The organism is Enterobacter sp. A8 (assembly GCF_004296595.1).
GTDB lineage: Bacteria > Pseudomonadota > Gammaproteobacteria > Enterobacterales > Enterobacteriaceae > Enterobacter > Enterobacter cloacae.
In genome coordinates, this window is sequence record NZ_SCMF01000004.1 from 64249 (window position 1) to 80490 (window position 16242).

Genomic DNA, 16242 nt, shown 5'->3' on the forward strand with positions numbered 1-16242 from the left:
GAGATTTGCCATGGAAACCGCTCTGTCTACGCCTGTCTTTGCCCGTCGCAATGTGGCCTACGCCTGCGCCACACTCTGCTGTCTGCTCTGGGGTAGCTCTTACCCGGCCATTAAAAGTGGCTATGAACTCTTTCAGATCGCAACCGATGATATCCCGTCAAAAGTCGTCTTTGCCGGATACCGTTTTCTGTTTGCCGGAGCACTGCTGCTGCTGTTTGCGCTGGCACAGCGTAAACCCATCGCCAGGCTCACGCCCACGCAGTTTGGCCAGCTTACGATCCTGGGACTGACGCAGACCACCATTCAGTACACCTTCTTTTATATCGGGCTGGCATACACCACGGGCGTTAATGGCTCGATCATGAACGCCACCGGCACCTTCTTCAGCGTACTGCTGGCGCATTTTATCTACCACAACGACAAGCTCAGCTATAACAAAACGCTGGGCTGTATTCTGGGGTTTGCCGGGGTGATGCTGGTGAATTTCCACAGTGGTATTCGTGATTTCCGCTTTGTCTGGAATGGTGACGGGTTTGTGGTGCTGGCGGCGTTCATCCTCTCCGCCGCCACGCTTTACGGCAAACGGATTTCCCAGACGGTTGATCCCACGGTGATGACCGGCTGGCAGCTGGGCATTGGTGGTCTTGCGCTGGTGGCAGGGGGATATGCAACGGGCGGGACGCTGGAGGTGCATAGCCTCACCGCGGTGGCGGTATTAGGGTATCTGACGTTGCTCTCATCCGTCGCCTTCGCCCTGTGGAGCGCGCTACTGAAAGTGAACCGCGTCAGTATGATTGCCCCGTTCAACTTTGTGATTCCCGTCGCCGGGACGGTACTGTCCGCTATTTTCCTCGGCGAAAACATCCTTGAGATTAAATACGCGATTGCGCTGGTGCTGGTCTGCTCGGGGATCTGGTGGGTGAATAAACGGAGTGCCTGAGAACAAAAGTGCCGGGTGGCGGCTTCGCCTTACCCGGCCTACGCCATTACCGTGCTCTGATAAAACTGCCGTCTGGCTGGCGGGTAAACAGCACCTGTTGGCCATTACCCGTATCAATCGTTAGCCCGGTGACCACGCCGCTGGCATTCTGGCGGATCTGCACCATCTGGCCGTTCTGCAGGTTACTGAGCGGCTTGCCCGCACCTTCAACCTGAGCCATCGCATAGACATCGGTTGGCGGCAGGTTATGGTCGCGGAACAGCTGAGCAAGCGTTTTGCCCGCCTCCACGCGGTAGGAACGCCATTGCTGCTCAATGCCGGTTGGCTGCTGCGTCTGGGGTTCAGACGGGGCTGCGGCCTGCTCCTGCGGCTGTTCTTCCTGAATAGGCTCTGGCTCAACCGGTGCAACCTGTCCCGGATCGTTAGACGGCGTCACAAGCTGTGTCTGCATGGGTTGCGTGTCAGGCCGCGGGCGCGTTTGCGACTGAAGATCCAGTTGCGCATTGCGGGTGACCGGTGCGGTGTCGACATCATCGCCGCCAGAAGGGAGCAGGAAACCGACGATCACCAGCAGCGCGCCTATGATAATCCCTCTGCGATGCAGAGGAGGTAGCGGGTCCATAATGCGAAAATTGTCCGGCGCATGCCAGATTTTCGCCAGGGTAGGTTTCAGTTCAAATCGCCCGGGCATGGCTCTCCTCCTGCTCCGCGTCTTTTTTATCCTGTGCTCCGAAGTATAGTTCGCTAACTGCCTGAACGGCGTAGCAAACCCGACATCCGTGACATCCATTCGGGATTAATCCTGGTTACCTCTATTGTTTCTGTTTCATCGCAGTTTGTCACCTTAACTTCAGACAAAGTTTTACCCATAAGGGCATGGCTGCTATGCTGCCCGCTACTTTAAATGTGATGGAAGGAAAACCCATGACCACCCCGACTTTTGACACTATCGAAGCGCAGGCAAGTTACGGTATCGGCTTGCAGGTAGGACAGCAACTGAGCGAATCCGGCCTGGAAGGTCTGTTACCAGAAGCGCTGGTGGCGGGTATCGCTGACGCGCTGGAAGGCAAACAGCCAGCCGTTCCGGTTGATGTTGTGCACCGTGCGCTGCGTGAAATCCACGAACGTGCGGACGCTGTGCGTCGCGCGCGCTTCGAAGAGATGGCGGCAGAAGGTGTGAAATATCTGGAAGAGAACCGTGAGCGTGAAGGCGTGAACAGCACCGAGTCTGGCCTGCAGTTCCGCGTGATCAACCAGGGCGACGGCGCTATCCCGGCACGCACTGACCACGTTCGCGTACACTACACCGGTAAGCTGATCGACGGTACCGTGTTCGACAGCTCTGTTGCACGCGGCGAACCGGCTGAATTCCCGGTTAACGGCGTTATCGCAGGCTGGATTGAGGCTCTGACCCTGATGCCAGTCGGCTCCAAATGGGAACTGACTATCCCACACAACCTGGCGTACGGTGAGCGTGGCGCTGGCGCGTCCATCCCACCATTCAGCACCCTGGTGTTTGAAGTCGAGCTGCTGGAAATCCTGTAATCGGCTTTTCTTATTTCCTCTCTCCGTCCGGGGAGAGGAAAATAGTGTTAAAACCTATAGTTACGACGGAATCAATATTTTATCTTGCAAACGAAACTGTTGCGTGTATTTTTGTGAGCTGTTTCGCGCTGTATGAGTGATATGACACTCACTTCCAACATATTATTAACATAATATCTAAATCATAGTATTCATCCCGCCGATTCTTACCTAATATCGATAAACCCTTACAAAGGGACCGTCATTTATTTGACGTTTTTAAAGGCCAGAAGAGCCTTAACAACACAGACAGGCATAAACAGGAAAATTACATGGTAGATCAGGTCAAAGTCGCCGCGACAGAAGAGGCGACGTCTGAACAGTCGCTACGGCGCAATCTCACAAACCGTCATATTCAGCTTATCGCCATCGGGGGTGCCATCGGTACCGGGCTGTTTATGGGCTCAGGCAAAACCATCAGTCTTGCCGGGCCGTCGATCATTTTCGTTTATATGATCATCGGTTTTATGCTCTTTTTTGTGATGCGTGCAATGGGTGAATTGCTGCTCTCCAACCTCGAATACAAATCTTTCAGCGATTTTGCTTCCGACCTGCTCGGTCCCTGGGCGGGTTATTTCACCGGCTGGACCTACTGGTTCTGCTGGGTCGTAACCGGCATGGCGGATGTCGTCGCCATTACCGCCTATGCGCAGTTCTGGTTCCCGGGGCTGTCGGACTGGGTCGCCTCGCTGGCGGTGATTATTCTGCTGCTGAGCCTCAACCTCGCCACCGTTAAGATGTTCGGTGAGATGGAGTTCTGGTTCGCGATGATCAAGATTGTCGCTATTGTGGCGCTGATTGTGGTGGGCCTGGTAATGGTGCTGACGCACTTCCAGTCGCCAACTGGCGTACAGGCTTCGTTTACCCATCTGTGGAATGACGGCGGCTGGTTCCCGAAAGGCATCAGCGGCTTCTTTGCCGGCTTCCAGATTGCGGTGTTTGCCTTTGTGGGGATTGAGCTTGTTGGAACCACCGCTGCGGAAACCAAAGACCCGGAAAAATCCCTGCCGCGTGCAATCAACTCCATTCCGGTTCGTATCATCATGTTCTACGTCTTTGCGTTGATCATTATTATGTCCGTAACGCCGTGGAGCTCGGTTGTGCCAAGCAAGAGCCCATTTGTTGAACTGTTCGTGCTGGTGGGACTGCCTGCAGCAGCGAGCCTGATTAACTTCGTGGTGCTGACATCTGCAGCGTCATCGGCGAACAGCGGTGTGTTCTCAACCAGCCGCATGCTGTTTGGCCTGGCGCAGGAAGGCGTTGCGCCGAGCGCGTTCGCGAAGCTCTCTAAGCGTGCTGTTCCGGCGAAAGGGCTGACGTTCTCCTGCATGTGCCTGTTGGGTGGGGTGGTAATGCTCTACGTGAACCCGAGCGTTATCGGTGCGTTCACCATGATCACCACCGTTTCGGCGATCCTGTTTATGTTCGTCTGGACGATCATCCTTTGTTCGTACCTGGTGTATCGTAAACAGCGTCCGCATCTGCATGAGAAATCGATCTATAAGATGCCGCTGGGCAAGCTGATGTGCTGGGTGTGCATGGCGTTCTTCGCGTTCGTTCTGGTTCTGCTGACGCTGGAAGATGACACCCGTCAGGCGCTGATCGTCACGCCGCTGTGGTTCATTGCCCTGGGATTGGGCTGGCTGTTCATTGGTAAGAAACGAATGGCAGGCGTAAGGTAAAAGCAAAACGGCAACTTCGGTTGCCGTTTTTAGTTTTTGCACCCTCTCCCAGTGGGTGAGGGCCGGGGTGAGGGCATCAGGCTTCAGTGGCCTTTTTATTCACCCGCCAATGCACGCGGGAACAGAACGTTATTCTCAAGACTGATGTGTTCCATCAGGTCATCGATCATCTCGTTAATGCCGTTGTACATCGCTTTCCATGTGGTGCAGGCTTCTGTCGGCGGCGTGACGTTATTGGTCGTGTGTTTGATGACTTCCAGCAGTTCACCCGCGTCGTCATGTTCGCTTTCCATCACGCTAATTGGCCCCATCGCCTGGCTGCCCATTCCCTGTTTAATCATCGGGAAGAGGATCTGCTCTTCTTTCATCATATGGCTGGTGAGTTCTTCATGCAGCATGGTCAGGTATTTCGCCAGGCCGCGCGGCACGGAAGGCTTGTCGGCATGAACGCGCTCCACTTTGGTGGCCTGCAGGATCAGCTCCGGCAGTTGTTCGCGGTGGCGATCGTGGTAACGCACGATAATGTGGTCGATGATTTCGGCAAGCGGGGCCGTGCGCCACTCTTTGTCGATGGGTTGCTCTGCCAGCAGGGCCAGCTCCGCTTCAATAACCTCTACATCCAGCTCTTTGCGCGAGGCAGCACGTGCCAGGGTTTGCTTACCGCCGCAGCAGTAATCCATGTCGTATTTACGAAACAGCGCAGAAGCGCGAGGGATGGAGAGCGCCAGCTCGCCGAGTGGTTGGTCGCGGAAGGCCATAGCAGTTACCTCATCATCAAGAATATAAGATGCATATTAAATGCATCTTTAAGGCGGCGCTATAACCCTTTAGAGGCAAGGGTGAAAATGAGATGTAAGTCACAAAAAATTAGCGTGTTTAACTCACTGAATGAATGCAGAAAATAACTTTAGAAACTTTTTTAACGTGGAGAAACAGTAAACAACCCGCCGCGCCTGCCGATATATCCACGTCAGACAAACCTGCATATTACAAAGGCAACGCATGTTTAAACGTATAAAAGTCATTACCCTTTTGATTTCGGTGCTGCTTGTGCTCGGCATCATGCAACTCGTTTCCGCCGGTATCTTTATCAACGCGCTGAATAACGATAAAGACAATTTCACCGTGTCGCAGCTATCCAGCAAGAACGTGGCGGAGTTTACCGATGCATGGATCAGCCTGAACCAGGCGCGCGTCACCCTGAACCGCGGCATGCTGCGTCTGCAAAGCAGCATGGCCTCGCAGATTAACGGCGGACAGCTCAATGAGCTGGTAAACACGGCGAAAAACCTGCTGGCCAATGCCCAGTCTCATTACGACAAATACTATGCTTTGCCGAATACCCCAGGGCTGGATCCCAACCTGGCAAATCGTCTGGAAGAGCAGTACCGCAATTACTCCGCGACGCTGACCCAAATGAACGTTTTGCTCTCTCAGGGCAATCTGGAAGAGATGTTCAAGCAGAATGCAGAGCAGAAACAGACCGCGATGCAAAACGTTTACCGGGAATGGCGTGAAGCCCAGGCCGTGCTTACGGATAAAGGGATCAAAGATAACGAAAGTGATTACAAGCGTATCCTGTGGATCCTCTCTGCGGTTATGCTGCTGGTAATTATCGTGATTATCTCCAGCTGGATTGCCATGCGCCGCGTGCTGCTGTTGCCGCTGCAGGATGTGATAAGCCATATCCGCGCCATTGCCGCTGGTGATTTAACCCAGCCGATCCATGCTGAGGGTAAAAACGAGATGGCCGTGCTGGCGCAAAACGTCCAGGAGATGCAAACCGCGCTGGCAAACACCGTGGGCGTGGTTCGTGAAGGTGCGGATACCATTTACACCGGTGCGGGGGAAATCTCTGCGGGCAGTAACGATCTCTCTTCCCGTACCGAGCAGCAGGCTGCCTCGCTGGAAGAGACGGCTGCCAGTATGGAGCAGCTGACGGCAACGGTGAAACAAAACGCCGACAATGCCCGTCAGGCTTCCCGTCTGGCGCTTGATGCCTCTTCAACGGCGAAGAAGGGCGGTAACGTTGTAGAAGGCGTGGTGCGCACCATGGACGAAATCGCCACCAGTTCCAGCAAAATTGCGCAAATTACCAATGTCATTGACGGTATTGCCTTCCAGACGAACATCCTGGCTCTTAACGCGGCAGTTGAAGCGGCGCGCGCAGGTGAGCAGGGGCGTGGCTTTGCGGTGGTAGCCGGAGAAGTGCGTACGCTTGCTCAGCGCAGCGCCCAGGCGGCGAAAGAGATTAAAGCGCTGATTGATGACTCTGGTGAGCGAGTTAACGCAGGCTCGCAACTGGTGAACGAAGCCGGGGCCACTATGGCGGAGATTGTTAACGCTGTTACTCGCGTCACCGACATTATGGGTGAAATTGCCTCTGCGTCTGATGAGCAGAGCCGCGGGATCGACCAGGTGGGCCAGGCGGTGGCAGAGATGGATCGTGTTACCCAACAGAACGCCTCGCTGGTGGAAGAGTCTGCGGCCGCAGCGGCCGCGCTGGAAGACCAGGCGGCACGCCTGAACGACGCGGTGGCAGTGTTTAAAATTGCCCGCAGCCAGGCAGTGAAGGCGGCTCCGGCGAAAACCTATGCGCCAAAAGCGCAGCCCGTCGCTTCTGCGTCTGAAGCCAACTGGGAAACGTTTTAAAAGCTTGCCCGGAGGCGGCTACGCCTGACCGGGCCTACGTTTTTGCAGGCCCTGCAAACGCCTCATATCTCCGACGCCGGAACGACCATCGGTTTTTCCGGCTTCGCTCTTACCGCCATTACTACACCCATCACCAGCAGCACTATTCCACAGGCCGTTAACAGCGGCGGTACGCTCTGGCGCATCAGGAAGGTGTACAGCAGCCCGGCCAGCGTTTCGAAGACAATCAGCGGCCCTAAGATCACCGTTGGCAGTTTCTGGCTGGCGATATTCCAGCACAGTGCGCCCACCCAGGAACAGAGCACAGCGATAGCGATCATCAGCCCGACAAAGACCCACGGCCGCGGCCCGAAAGGGAGGGCGAAGTCCGGTTGTTGCTGCGCAAACCAGAGGCACGCCCCGGCATAGCCCACCAGCGAGACCGGCAGCGTCACCAGCGCCTGTGCCGTTGCCCACATCATCGGATGTTTATCCGGGTTCTCCCGTAACCATCGCGCATTACGCAGGGCATACCAGGCCCAGCAGGCGACCGAAATAAACGCTAAACCGATCCCCGAGCCGTAACGCCAGACGCTGAAATCAGCGAGCCCGTGGCGAAGCTCGGCAATATTCACACAGACCAGCCCGACGCCCGTGCAGATCAGCGCGGGTACCATTTTTGACCATGCCAGTTTGCCATCGCGCTGGCTGTACAGCAGGTTCGCAAAGACGGGGATAACGACAGGCAGCGTGCCGATAATCATGGTCGATACCGGCGCGCCGGTACGCTGAATGGCGCTCGCCAGGCAGACGTAATAGATAAGGTTGCCCATCATGGTCAGCGCCAGCGCGGTCATCCAGTCCTGGCGGTTGAGCTGGCGTAAACGCGTACGACCGAGCCAGGCCAGCGGCAGGGCAATCAGCCCCAGCGCCAGATAGCGTCCGGTTGACTGCAGGGCCGCCGGATACTCGGGCACAATCAGCGGGCCGACAAAAATCAGCCCCCACATCAGCCCTGCCAGCAGGGCATACAACACGCCACTAATCATTATTCCATCCACATCAATTGACTTTGTACTCAGTGTAGAAGGGGGGATTGCGCGCGTATTGTATGAGATTGCGCATCAGCGCCCGATAACTTGTTTCTGGTAGCGGACGGGCGTAATCCCGTAGCGGCGGGTAAACGCGCGGGTTAAATGCGACTGGTCGGTCAGCCCGGTCGCGGCGGCCACTTCGGCGGCGGGCATGCCGTGCGTAAGGAAGCCTTTGGCGCGCCACAGGCGAATAGCCATCAGCATCTGGTGCGGTGTGACGTGGAAATGGGCTTTAAACTGGCGCTGAAAATGGTAAGGGCTGAGAGAAACCACGTTGGCCAACTCGTCCAGCGTCACGGCGTGCATGTAGTTGTCGTGCAGATACTCGCGTACCCGTTCGAACCGGTGCGCGCCTTCCTTAATTATTGGAGCGTGATGGGCCAACGGCTGGAAGGTCTCAATCAGATCCAGCAGCAGTCCTTTTTGCGCAAGCGGGTCCTGGGTATGCCACAGGCCGTAGATCAGCTGGCCGATTTGCTGCGAACGCAGCGGGTCGTGGCGGGTCACGTCGCTGAACCACCAGTGGCGCAGGCCAGTCACCTCTTCCAGTAAAGCGGGTTCGATGTAGACCATCCGGTAGCGCCAGCCGCCTTCGGTGGCCGATTCACCGGTGTGGATCTCGTCCGGGTTCATGGTGACAACGGATTTTTCAGCGGCCAGGTGCTGAGTACCGCGATAGCGAAAGCGCTCGGCACCGGTTTCGATGGTGCCGATGCCGAAGGCTTCGTGCGTGTGAGGCTCAAAGGCGTAGTCAGCGATATGCGCGTGATAAAGTTCCAGACCCGGCAACTGCGCCAGATGGCGAAAGCGCGCGCTGTCTCTCTCATCGCTAAATTGTTCCGGTACGCCTTGCACGGTGAGCCTCCTCGTGGGTCATCGCTTCATTATCAGAGATGACCCGAGGGGATGCCACAAAAAATAACCAATCCGTAACAATTACAGGATGGCCTTGACGCTCTCCGCCAGAGAGGTCGTTGGTCGCCCAATCAGTTTGCTCAGCGTATGGCTATCGTCAAAGAGCCCGCCTTTAGATGCGCCCACATCAGAGTCCGCCAGCATATCCGCCAGCCCGGCAGGCAGGCCGACACTCTTCAGCGCAGCGGCGAAATCCGCTTCGCTCATGTTTTGATAAACCACAGGTTTACCGCTCTGCTTGCTCAGTTCAGCCGCCAGTTCGCTCAGCGTCCACGCGCTGTCGCCTGCCAGTTCATAGACCTTGCCAGCGTGGCCCTCTTCCGAAACCACTTTTGCCGCCGCCGCCGCGTAATCCGCACGGGTGGCTGAGGCGATTTTGCCTTCATCTGCGGCACCGATAAACACGCCGTGTTCCAGCGCAGGCGGCGCGCTCGCCAGGTAGTTTTCGGTATACCAGCCGTTGCGCAGCAGGGCATAAGGAATGCCGGATGTTGCCAGCGCTTTTTCCGTAGCAACATGCTCAACGTGCAGGCCCAGCGGTGAGTTATCCGCATGCAGCAGGCTGGTGTAGGCGATAAATGTCACGCCAGCTGCTTTGGCAGCGTTGATGACGTTCTGGTGCTGCGTGGCGCGCTGACCCACTTCGCTGGATGAGATCAGCAGCAGTTTCTCCACACCCTTCAGCGCCGTGGTCAACGCGGCCTGGTCGGTGTAATCGCCCTGACGAACCACAATACCCTGCTGGCTCAGGGCTTCCGCTTTCGCCGGGTTACGCACAATGGCGACAATCTGGTTTGCCGGGACGGTTTTTAACAGCTGTTCGATAACGAGGCGGCCAAGCTGGCCGGTAGCGCCGGTAATCGCGATCATGATCAATCTCCTTCGTGTTTGTCTGGTGTTGTGGCACACTAGCACCATAACTAACTTTTAGTAAGTACGTACAAAAAGGTAAGTATTAAATGACGATACCGACACTCAGCGAACAAATGCGCGATGGTAATCTCTTCGCGGAGCAGTGCCCGTCCAGAGAGGTGCTCAAACATGTCACCAGCCGCTGGGGAGTTCTGATCCTGGTGGCGCTACGTGAGGGAACGCATCGCTTCAGCAATCTGCGCCGTAAAATGGGTGGCGTGAGCGAGAAGATGCTGGCCCAGTCGCTGCAGGCACTGGAGCATGACGGTTTTGTCGATCGCGTTTCGTATCCTGTTGTACCGCCGCACGTTGAGTATAGCCTGACGCCGCTTGGCGTAGAGGTGAGCGAGAAAGTGGCCGCGCTGGCGGACTGGATAGAGGTGAATACGCCAAAAGTAATGGCGAACCGGGATGAGCGGGCAGCGTAATAGCCGGGAATGTGCGGTCTGATACCCTCACTCTAACCCTCTCCCACAGGGCTGGGTTCCCCACAAAATAATGCCTGCACGGAGGACCCCCTCTCCCTTGAGGGAGAGGGTTGGGGTGAGGGGGAACATATGGCTGTAGAGGTCATTCCGTTCACTTTATGTTCCTTGCTACTCTGTAACGGCATGACTTGTGAACGTGCCAGGGCGGCTCAGTCGCCACCACCCTGGCGACCCGGGCTCCCGGCGGTAAATCGCCGCTCCGCGGTGCCTTCGGCTTATTCCTTCCGGCTTATCGGGGACGGGCGGATGTAACGTCCCTGTAAAGCCGCCCTCTCGGCGCATCCATGCGCCTCGCCCCGGCCTGCAGGAAACGCCTCAGCGATTTACAGCCGGACCAGGGCGTCGCTATAAGTCATTCATTTTCCTGAAGCAACATTCATCGCTTTCGGTAAAAAATTACTGGGGATCCCTCAGCCCACAGGGAGAGGGAATAAACACCAAAAACGGCAACGTGCGTTGCCGTTTTGCTTTTACTTACTTAAATCCACCTGATAAATGGCGAACCCGATATCATCCGTCGCAACCTTCTTCATAGGATACTGCGCCTTCTCCTTAATAAACGCCGCAGCCTTATCCGACGGAGACGTTTCAATGCGAATATCCAGTGGGGTATCGCTGTGGATCGGGGCCAGACGCCAGTTGTTATCGACCGCCGGATGAATCTCTCCCGCCTTTTTCGACTCAGCGCTGATCCAGGCGGCCAGCACCGAGCGGTTCTCATCCGGGGATGCAAAGGCAATGTGGCTATCGCCGGTGCCGGCAAATTTGCCGCCATACGCGCGATAGTTATTGGTCACCACCAGGAAGGTGGCCGCCGGATCGACAGGCTTGCCCTTGAAGGTCAGGTTTTTGATGCGCTCTGCCTGCGGATTAATGGCCTGACACTCGCCGTCATATTTCGCGGGCTGGGTGACATCAATCTGATAATCCACCCCGTCGATAACGTCGAAGTTATAGGTGCGGAACCCGTCCCAGTTAATCAACGACTGCGGCTTGCTGCTCTTCGGATCGATCTGGTTAAACTGCCCGGCGGAGCATTCCAGCCACTCTTTCACCTCTTTACCCGTAGCTTTAACCACGACCAGCGTGTTCGGGTAGAGATAGAGATCGGCGGCGTTACGGAACGTCAGCTGGCCTTTTTCCACTTCAACATAGCTGGCAGGGTCATTTTTACGTCCGCCCACTTTGAACGGTGCGGCGGCGGAAAGCACCGGCAGGTTGGCTAAGTCCGGATCGCCCTGAACAAAATGTTCGGCATAGGCTTTCTGCGCCATGTTGACCACCTGAACGGTCGGGTCATCCTGTACCAGCGCCAGGTAGCTGTACATGTTGTCGGCGGATTTGCCGATCGGCTTACTGACGAACTCGCGGGTGGCGTCGTGGTCATGTTTGAGCACGTCGAGGAGTTTTTGGTCTTCAGCCGCCAGTGATTTTTTTGCGGCAGCATCGTAAATAGGTCGCGCTTCGGCTTTGGAGCCGGTCACCTTCCAGCTGCCGCTGTCGTTATTGAGTACCAGATCCACCACGCCAAGATGGTCGCCCCACATGCCGGGCATTACCGCCGGCACGCCGTTGAGCGTTCCCTTGTCGATGTCTGCCCCTTTGATGCTGGCAAAATCCTTACCCGGGAAGACCGCATGAGCGTGGCCGAAGAGGATCGCGTCCACGCCCGGCACTTCGCTCAGGTAGTAAACCGAGTTTTCCGCCATCACCTGGTACGGATCGGCAGAGAGGCCCGAGTGGGCGACAACGACCACAACATCCGCCCCTTTTTCACGCATCTCCGGTACGTATTTACGCGCCGTTTCGGTGATGTCGTTAACGGTGACTTTGCCGGTGAGATTGGCTTTATCCCAGGTCATGATCTGGGGCGGTACAAAGCCGATGTAGCCAATTTTCAGCGTCTGCTTTTTACCGTCCTGATCAACAACCTCGGTCTCTTTAATCAGATAAGGGGTGAAAAGCGGCTTTTTGGTCTTAACGTCGATGATATTGGCGTTAACGTACGGGAATTTTGCGCCTGCCAGCGCATCGTGCAGGTATTTCAGACCATAGTTGAATTCGTGGTTACCGAGGTTGCCGACGGTATAATCCAGGGTGTTCATCGCTTTATATACCGGGTGGATCTCGCCTTTTTTCAGCCCCTTTGCCGCCATGTAGTCACCCAGCGGACTCCCCTGAATCAAATCACCGTTGTCGACCAGCACGCTATTTTTCACTTCATCGCGGGCGGCATTGATCAAACTTGCCGTGCGTACCAGTCCGAATTTTTCCGTAGGGGTATCTTTGTAGTAATCGAAGTCCATCATATTGCTGTGCAGGTCGGTGGTTTCCAGAATACGGAGATCGACCGTCGCCGCCTGTACGCTCGCTGCAATCAGCGTTGCCAGGAGCGTTGCGCTAAACTTAATCATCAGAGGAGTCCTTTTTTCGATCCAGGCCACAAAAGAATATGTATCTATCGTTTGTTGCTTACAGAAGTGTGAATCCTGCCAGAAAAAAGGGCGATGAAACCGGAATTGCTTCACAGATAGCGGAATTGTTCACATTACGATATAAATAAAACAAAGAGTTATACCCACTGCGTTAACGAAGAGGTGGAGAATGTTAGATAAAATTTGTCAGCTCGCACGGGATGCGGGCGATGCCATCATGCAGGTGTATGACGGCGCACAACCGATGAACGTTGTCAGCAAGGCGGATGATTCCCCGGTCACGGCGGCGGATATCGCGGCGCATGGCGTGATCATGAAAGGGCTACAGGCACTCACGCCAGAGATCCCCGTGCTTTCCGAAGAAGCGCCGCAGAGCTGGGATGAGCGTCAGCACTGGCAGCGTTACTGGCTGGTCGATCCTCTGGACGGCACCAAAGAGTTTATCAAGCGTAACGGTGAATTCACCGTGAATATCGCCCTGATCGACAAGGGCAAGGCGGTGCTAGGGGTGGTCTACGCGCCAGTGATGAAAGTGATGTACAGCGCCGCAGAAGGCAAGGCCTGGAAGGAAGAGTGTGGTGTCCGCAAGCCGATCCAGGTGCGCGATGCGCGCCCTCCGCTGGTGGTCATCAGCCGCTCGCACAGCGACAGCGAGTTGGAAGAGTACCTGCAACAGTTGGGTGAACATCAGACGACCTCGATTGGCTCCTCGCTGAAATTCTGTCTGGTGGCGGAGGGGCAGGCGCAGCTCTATCCCCGTTTCGGGCCGACGAACATCTGGGACACGGCAGCCGGCCACGCGGTAGCCGCAGCCGCGGGTGCGCATGTTCATGACTGGCAGGGCAAGCCGCTGGACTACACCCCGCGCGAATCATTCCTCAATCCAGGCTTCCGGGTCTCTCTTTACTGAGCCAGCAGCTTGTGCAGCAGATCAACCACCTGCTGCACCTCTTCCTGGGTTAACGCCCCGTCTTTTACCCACTGCACCTGGCCGTTTTTATCCAGCACGATAATCGCGGAACTCTCTTCCTCAAGCTGCCAGGCTTTGCGCGTCACGCCGTTGCTGTCGACAATAAACTGCGACCACGGGTAGAGCTTTTTGTTGCTCTCAAGGCTTGAGCGTACAAACATCCCGGAGCCAGGGATGGCATCGTCGGTGTTCACAATGGTGGTGGTCTGATAGCGGTCATGCGGGAATTTTGCGGCCTTGATCGCTTCCACCAGGTTTGCGTTTTTCTCTTTTGCAGATGTACGACCGGCAATATGTTGTACAACTCTCACTTTGCCCGCGAGCTGCGCGCTATTCCACGGTTTGTAGCTAAACTTATCATTGTCGAGAATCAATTCTCCCCGGTCAGCAATGCCGACTGGCGGTACGCGTTGTCCTTTTTCAATGTTGTGGGCACTCGCCCACAGGGGCAGGAGCAGGCATGCGGCTGCAAGAATGTTACGTAGGGTCATGGTGTTTCCTTATTGTATGCAGGTGATCCGACCACTTGGTCTTACGCTTTTAATCATAAGTGCGATCAATGGGCTTTTCCCGCAATCCCGATGCCAGTTTGCGGGCGAACGCACATATCCATAAAAAAACGACGGCTTATACTGCCTGTAGTCACAGTTTGAAAAGATTATTCTGAATAATTGTAATCAAACGGTAAATAAACTTATGCACACTGGGTAACTACGTAGTTCTGGTCTATAGTCATTGGGCAACAAAATTTGCGCTCAGAACAGTCGGGCCGATTGTGGCGCCGCAAGAGCGTATGATTCGCAGGAGATACAAGAATGAAAATTTTCCAACGCTACAACCCGCTTCAGGTGGCGAAGTACGTGAAGATCCTGTTCCGTGGACGGTTGTATATCAAGGATGTTGGCGCTTTTGAGTTTGATAAGGGCAAGATCCTTGTCCCAAAAGTGAAGGACAAACAGCACTTGTCTGTGATGTCCGAAGTCAACCGTCAGGTTATGCGTCTGCAAACTGAGATGGCTTAACCAACGTGCTATGCAGTAGTTAAAAAAACGGCTCCCGATGGGAGCCGTTGATGTTTGTGGGGGCAGGAACCTTACGCCGACACCTTCTCTTCCGCATCCGGCAGCTTCGGCACCAGCACGGTCGGTTTGTTATCGATACGCGTCACCAGCAGCTGGTCGATGCGGTAGTTATCAATATCCACCACTTCAAACTTGTAGCCGGAGAACTTCACCGAGTCGGTGCGCTTCGGGATTTTACGCAGCATAAACATCATAAAGCCGCCGATGGTCTCGTAGTTGCCTGACTGCGGGAACTCGTCGATATCCAGCACGCGCATCACGTCGTCGATTGGCGTTGCGCCGTCAATCAGCCATGAGTTCTCATCACGCGCCACAATCTGCTCTTCCAGACCCTGGCCGACCAGGTCACCCATCAGCGTGGTCATGACGTCGTTGAGGGTAATGATACCCACCACCAGCGCGTATTCGTTCATGATAACGGCAAAGTCTTCACCGGCGGTTTTGAAACTTTCCAGCGCTTCAGAGAGCGTCAACGTGTCCGGTACAATCAGGGTATTGCGGATCTGCACGCCGCTGTTAAGCGCCAGGCTTTGGTTCGCCAGCACGCGGTTCAGCAGATCTTTGGAGTCCACATAGCCGATGATGTGGTCGATATCTTCATTACAGACCAGGAACTTAGAGTGCGGGTGCTCCGCGACTTTATTCTTCAGGCTCTGCTCGTCTTCATGCAGATCGAACCAAATCACGCTTTCACGGCCCGTCATGGAAGAGGGCACGGTACGGGATTCCAGCTCGAACACATTTTCGATCAGCTCATGCTCTTGCTTGCGCAGCACCCCGGCCAGCGCACCGGCTTCTACCACGGCGTAGATGTCGTCGGAGGTGATGTCATCTTTACGCACCATCGGCAGTTTAAAGATGCGGAAGATGACGTTCGCCAGGCCGTTGAAGAACCACACCAGCGGACGGAACACGAACAGGCAGAAGCGCATCGGGTTGATGATACGCAAAGCCACAGCTTCTGGCGCAATCATACCGATGCGTTTCGGGGTCAGGTCAGCGAACAGGATGAACATCCCGGTGACCAGCGAGAAGGAGAGAATAAAGCTCATCTGCTCGGCAAGTTCGGCGGACATGTACTGCACGAACAGGCTGTAAAAGGCCGGAGAAAACGCTGCATCCCCCACGATACCGCCGAGAATAGCGACCGCGTTCAGGCCAATTTGTACCACGGTGAAGAACGTTCCAGGATTTTCCTGCATCTTCAGGATACGGGAAGCATTGATGTTGCCTTCGTCGGCAAGCAGCTTAAGTTTGATTTTACGGGACGCGGCCAGCGAGATCTCGGATATCGAGAAAAATGCGCTGACGGCTATCAGACAAAGTATTACTAAAATACTGTTTAACATAGTTTATCCGGCTTCTCGCCAGATCCTCGGAAGGGAAGTTGATACCATTTGTGTGGAAACACATTGAACGTCAGCTCGTAGCGTTGAGCTGATTATTTCAGCGGGTAGTATAGCGTAAAGAGATGTAAACCTGCCAGAGGTCACATTTTTGTGTACTAAT

General features: G+C 55.2%; 15 protein-coding genes. 7 read left to right on the top strand and 8 right to left on the bottom strand.

The window, feature by feature from the left end:
- Positions 1 to 10: 10 nt before the first annotated feature.
- Entirely contained in the window at positions 11 to 940 is a 930-nt protein-coding gene (locus tag EQV24_RS15995) for a DMT family transporter (protein ID WP_013095309.1), read from the top strand.
- Between the two features lie 46 nt (positions 941 to 986).
- Here EQV24_RS15995 and EQV24_RS16000 read toward each other — a convergent pair whose 3' ends face one another.
- Positions 987 to 1631: an OapA family protein gene (locus tag EQV24_RS16000; protein WP_130626804.1), complete on the bottom strand. Its 645-nt coding sequence runs from the start codon at positions 1629 to 1631 to the stop codon at positions 987 to 989.
- A 233-nt stretch (positions 1632 to 1864) separates the two neighbouring features.
- Here EQV24_RS16000 and fklB point away from each other — a divergent pair, with 233 nt between their 5' ends.
- Positions 1865 to 2485, top strand: coding sequence for an FKBP-type peptidyl-prolyl cis-trans isomerase (gene fklB, locus EQV24_RS16005; protein WP_008502892.1), 621 nt, complete (start codon positions 1865 to 1867; stop codon positions 2483 to 2485).
- 311 nt (positions 2486 to 2796) lie between these two features.
- Entirely contained in the window at positions 2797 to 4206 is a 1410-nt protein-coding gene (gene cycA, locus EQV24_RS16010) for a D-serine/D-alanine/glycine transporter (protein ID WP_023619712.1), read from the top strand.
- Positions 4207 to 4301: 95 nt separating this feature from the next.
- Here the strand turns inward: cycA and ytfE are convergent, their stop codons facing one another.
- Positions 4302 to 4964 (bottom strand): iron-sulfur cluster repair protein YtfE, encoded by a 663-nt coding sequence (gene ytfE / locus EQV24_RS16015; RefSeq protein WP_047352278.1) that lies wholly within the window; start codon positions 4962 to 4964, stop codon positions 4302 to 4304.
- A 244-nt stretch (positions 4965 to 5208) separates the two neighbouring features.
- Here ytfE and EQV24_RS16020 point away from each other — a divergent pair, with 244 nt between their 5' ends.
- Positions 5209 to 6858, top strand: coding sequence for a methyl-accepting chemotaxis protein (locus EQV24_RS16020; RefSeq protein ID WP_013095313.1), 1650 nt, complete (start codon positions 5209 to 5211; stop codon positions 6856 to 6858).
- A gap of 62 nt (positions 6859 to 6920) precedes the next feature.
- On the opposite strand, the gene EQV24_RS16025 is transcribed toward EQV24_RS16020, so the two are convergent.
- From EQV24_RS16025 to EQV24_RS16035, 3 genes are all read right to left on the bottom strand, one after another.
- A complete protein-coding gene (locus EQV24_RS16025; protein WP_130626805.1) occupies positions 6921 to 7886 on the bottom strand; it encodes a DMT family transporter in 966 nt (321 codons plus the stop codon).
- 75 nt (positions 7887 to 7961) lie between these two features.
- The gene (locus EQV24_RS16030; RefSeq protein ID WP_013095315.1) at positions 7962 to 8786 is read right to left on the bottom strand and encodes an AraC family transcriptional regulator; all 825 of its coding nucleotides are present in this window, start codon (positions 8784 to 8786) and stop codon (positions 7962 to 7964) included.
- Positions 8787 to 8867: 81 nt separating this feature from the next.
- On the bottom strand, positions 8868 to 9716 hold the full coding sequence (locus EQV24_RS16035; protein WP_130626806.1) for an SDR family oxidoreductase: 849 nt from the start codon (positions 9714 to 9716) through the stop codon (positions 8868 to 8870).
- Positions 9717 to 9805: 89 nt separating this feature from the next.
- Here EQV24_RS16035 and EQV24_RS16040 point away from each other — a divergent pair, with 89 nt between their 5' ends.
- Positions 9806 to 10186, top strand: a complete 381-nt coding sequence (locus EQV24_RS16040; RefSeq protein WP_130626807.1) for a helix-turn-helix domain-containing protein — start codon at positions 9806 to 9808, stop codon at positions 10184 to 10186.
- A 530-nt stretch (positions 10187 to 10716) separates the two neighbouring features.
- On the opposite strand, the gene EQV24_RS16045 is transcribed toward EQV24_RS16040, so the two are convergent.
- Positions 10717 to 12660 (bottom strand): bifunctional 2',3'-cyclic-nucleotide 2'-phosphodiesterase/3'-nucleotidase, encoded by a 1944-nt coding sequence (locus tag EQV24_RS16045; protein WP_130626808.1) that lies wholly within the window; start codon positions 12658 to 12660, stop codon positions 10717 to 10719.
- A 190-nt stretch (positions 12661 to 12850) separates the two neighbouring features.
- On the opposite strand from EQV24_RS16045, the gene cysQ reads away from it, so the two are divergent.
- On the top strand, positions 12851 to 13591 hold the full coding sequence (gene cysQ / locus EQV24_RS16050; protein WP_013095322.1) for a 3'(2'),5'-bisphosphate nucleotidase CysQ: 741 nt from the start codon (positions 12851 to 12853) through the stop codon (positions 13589 to 13591).
- Here cysQ and EQV24_RS16055 read toward each other — a convergent pair.
- Positions 13585 to 14142, bottom strand: coding sequence for a YtfJ family protein (locus tag EQV24_RS16055; protein ID WP_013095323.1), 558 nt, complete (start codon positions 14140 to 14142; stop codon positions 13585 to 13587). The genes cysQ and EQV24_RS16055 overlap by 7 nt on opposite strands.
- 324 nt (positions 14143 to 14466) lie before the next feature.
- Between EQV24_RS16055 and EQV24_RS16060 the strand changes: the two genes are divergently transcribed.
- Positions 14467 to 14673 carry a DUF1107 domain-containing protein gene (locus EQV24_RS16060; protein ID WP_008501430.1) on the top strand — a complete coding sequence of 69 codons (207 nt, stop codon included), beginning with the start codon at positions 14467 to 14469 and terminating at the stop codon, positions 14671 to 14673.
- Between the two features lie 71 nt (positions 14674 to 14744).
- Here EQV24_RS16060 and EQV24_RS16065 read toward each other — a convergent pair whose 3' ends face one another.
- A complete protein-coding gene (locus tag EQV24_RS16065; protein ID WP_013095324.1) occupies positions 14745 to 16082 on the bottom strand; it encodes a hemolysin family protein in 1338 nt (445 codons plus the stop codon).
- Positions 16083 to 16242: the final 160 nt, after the last annotated feature.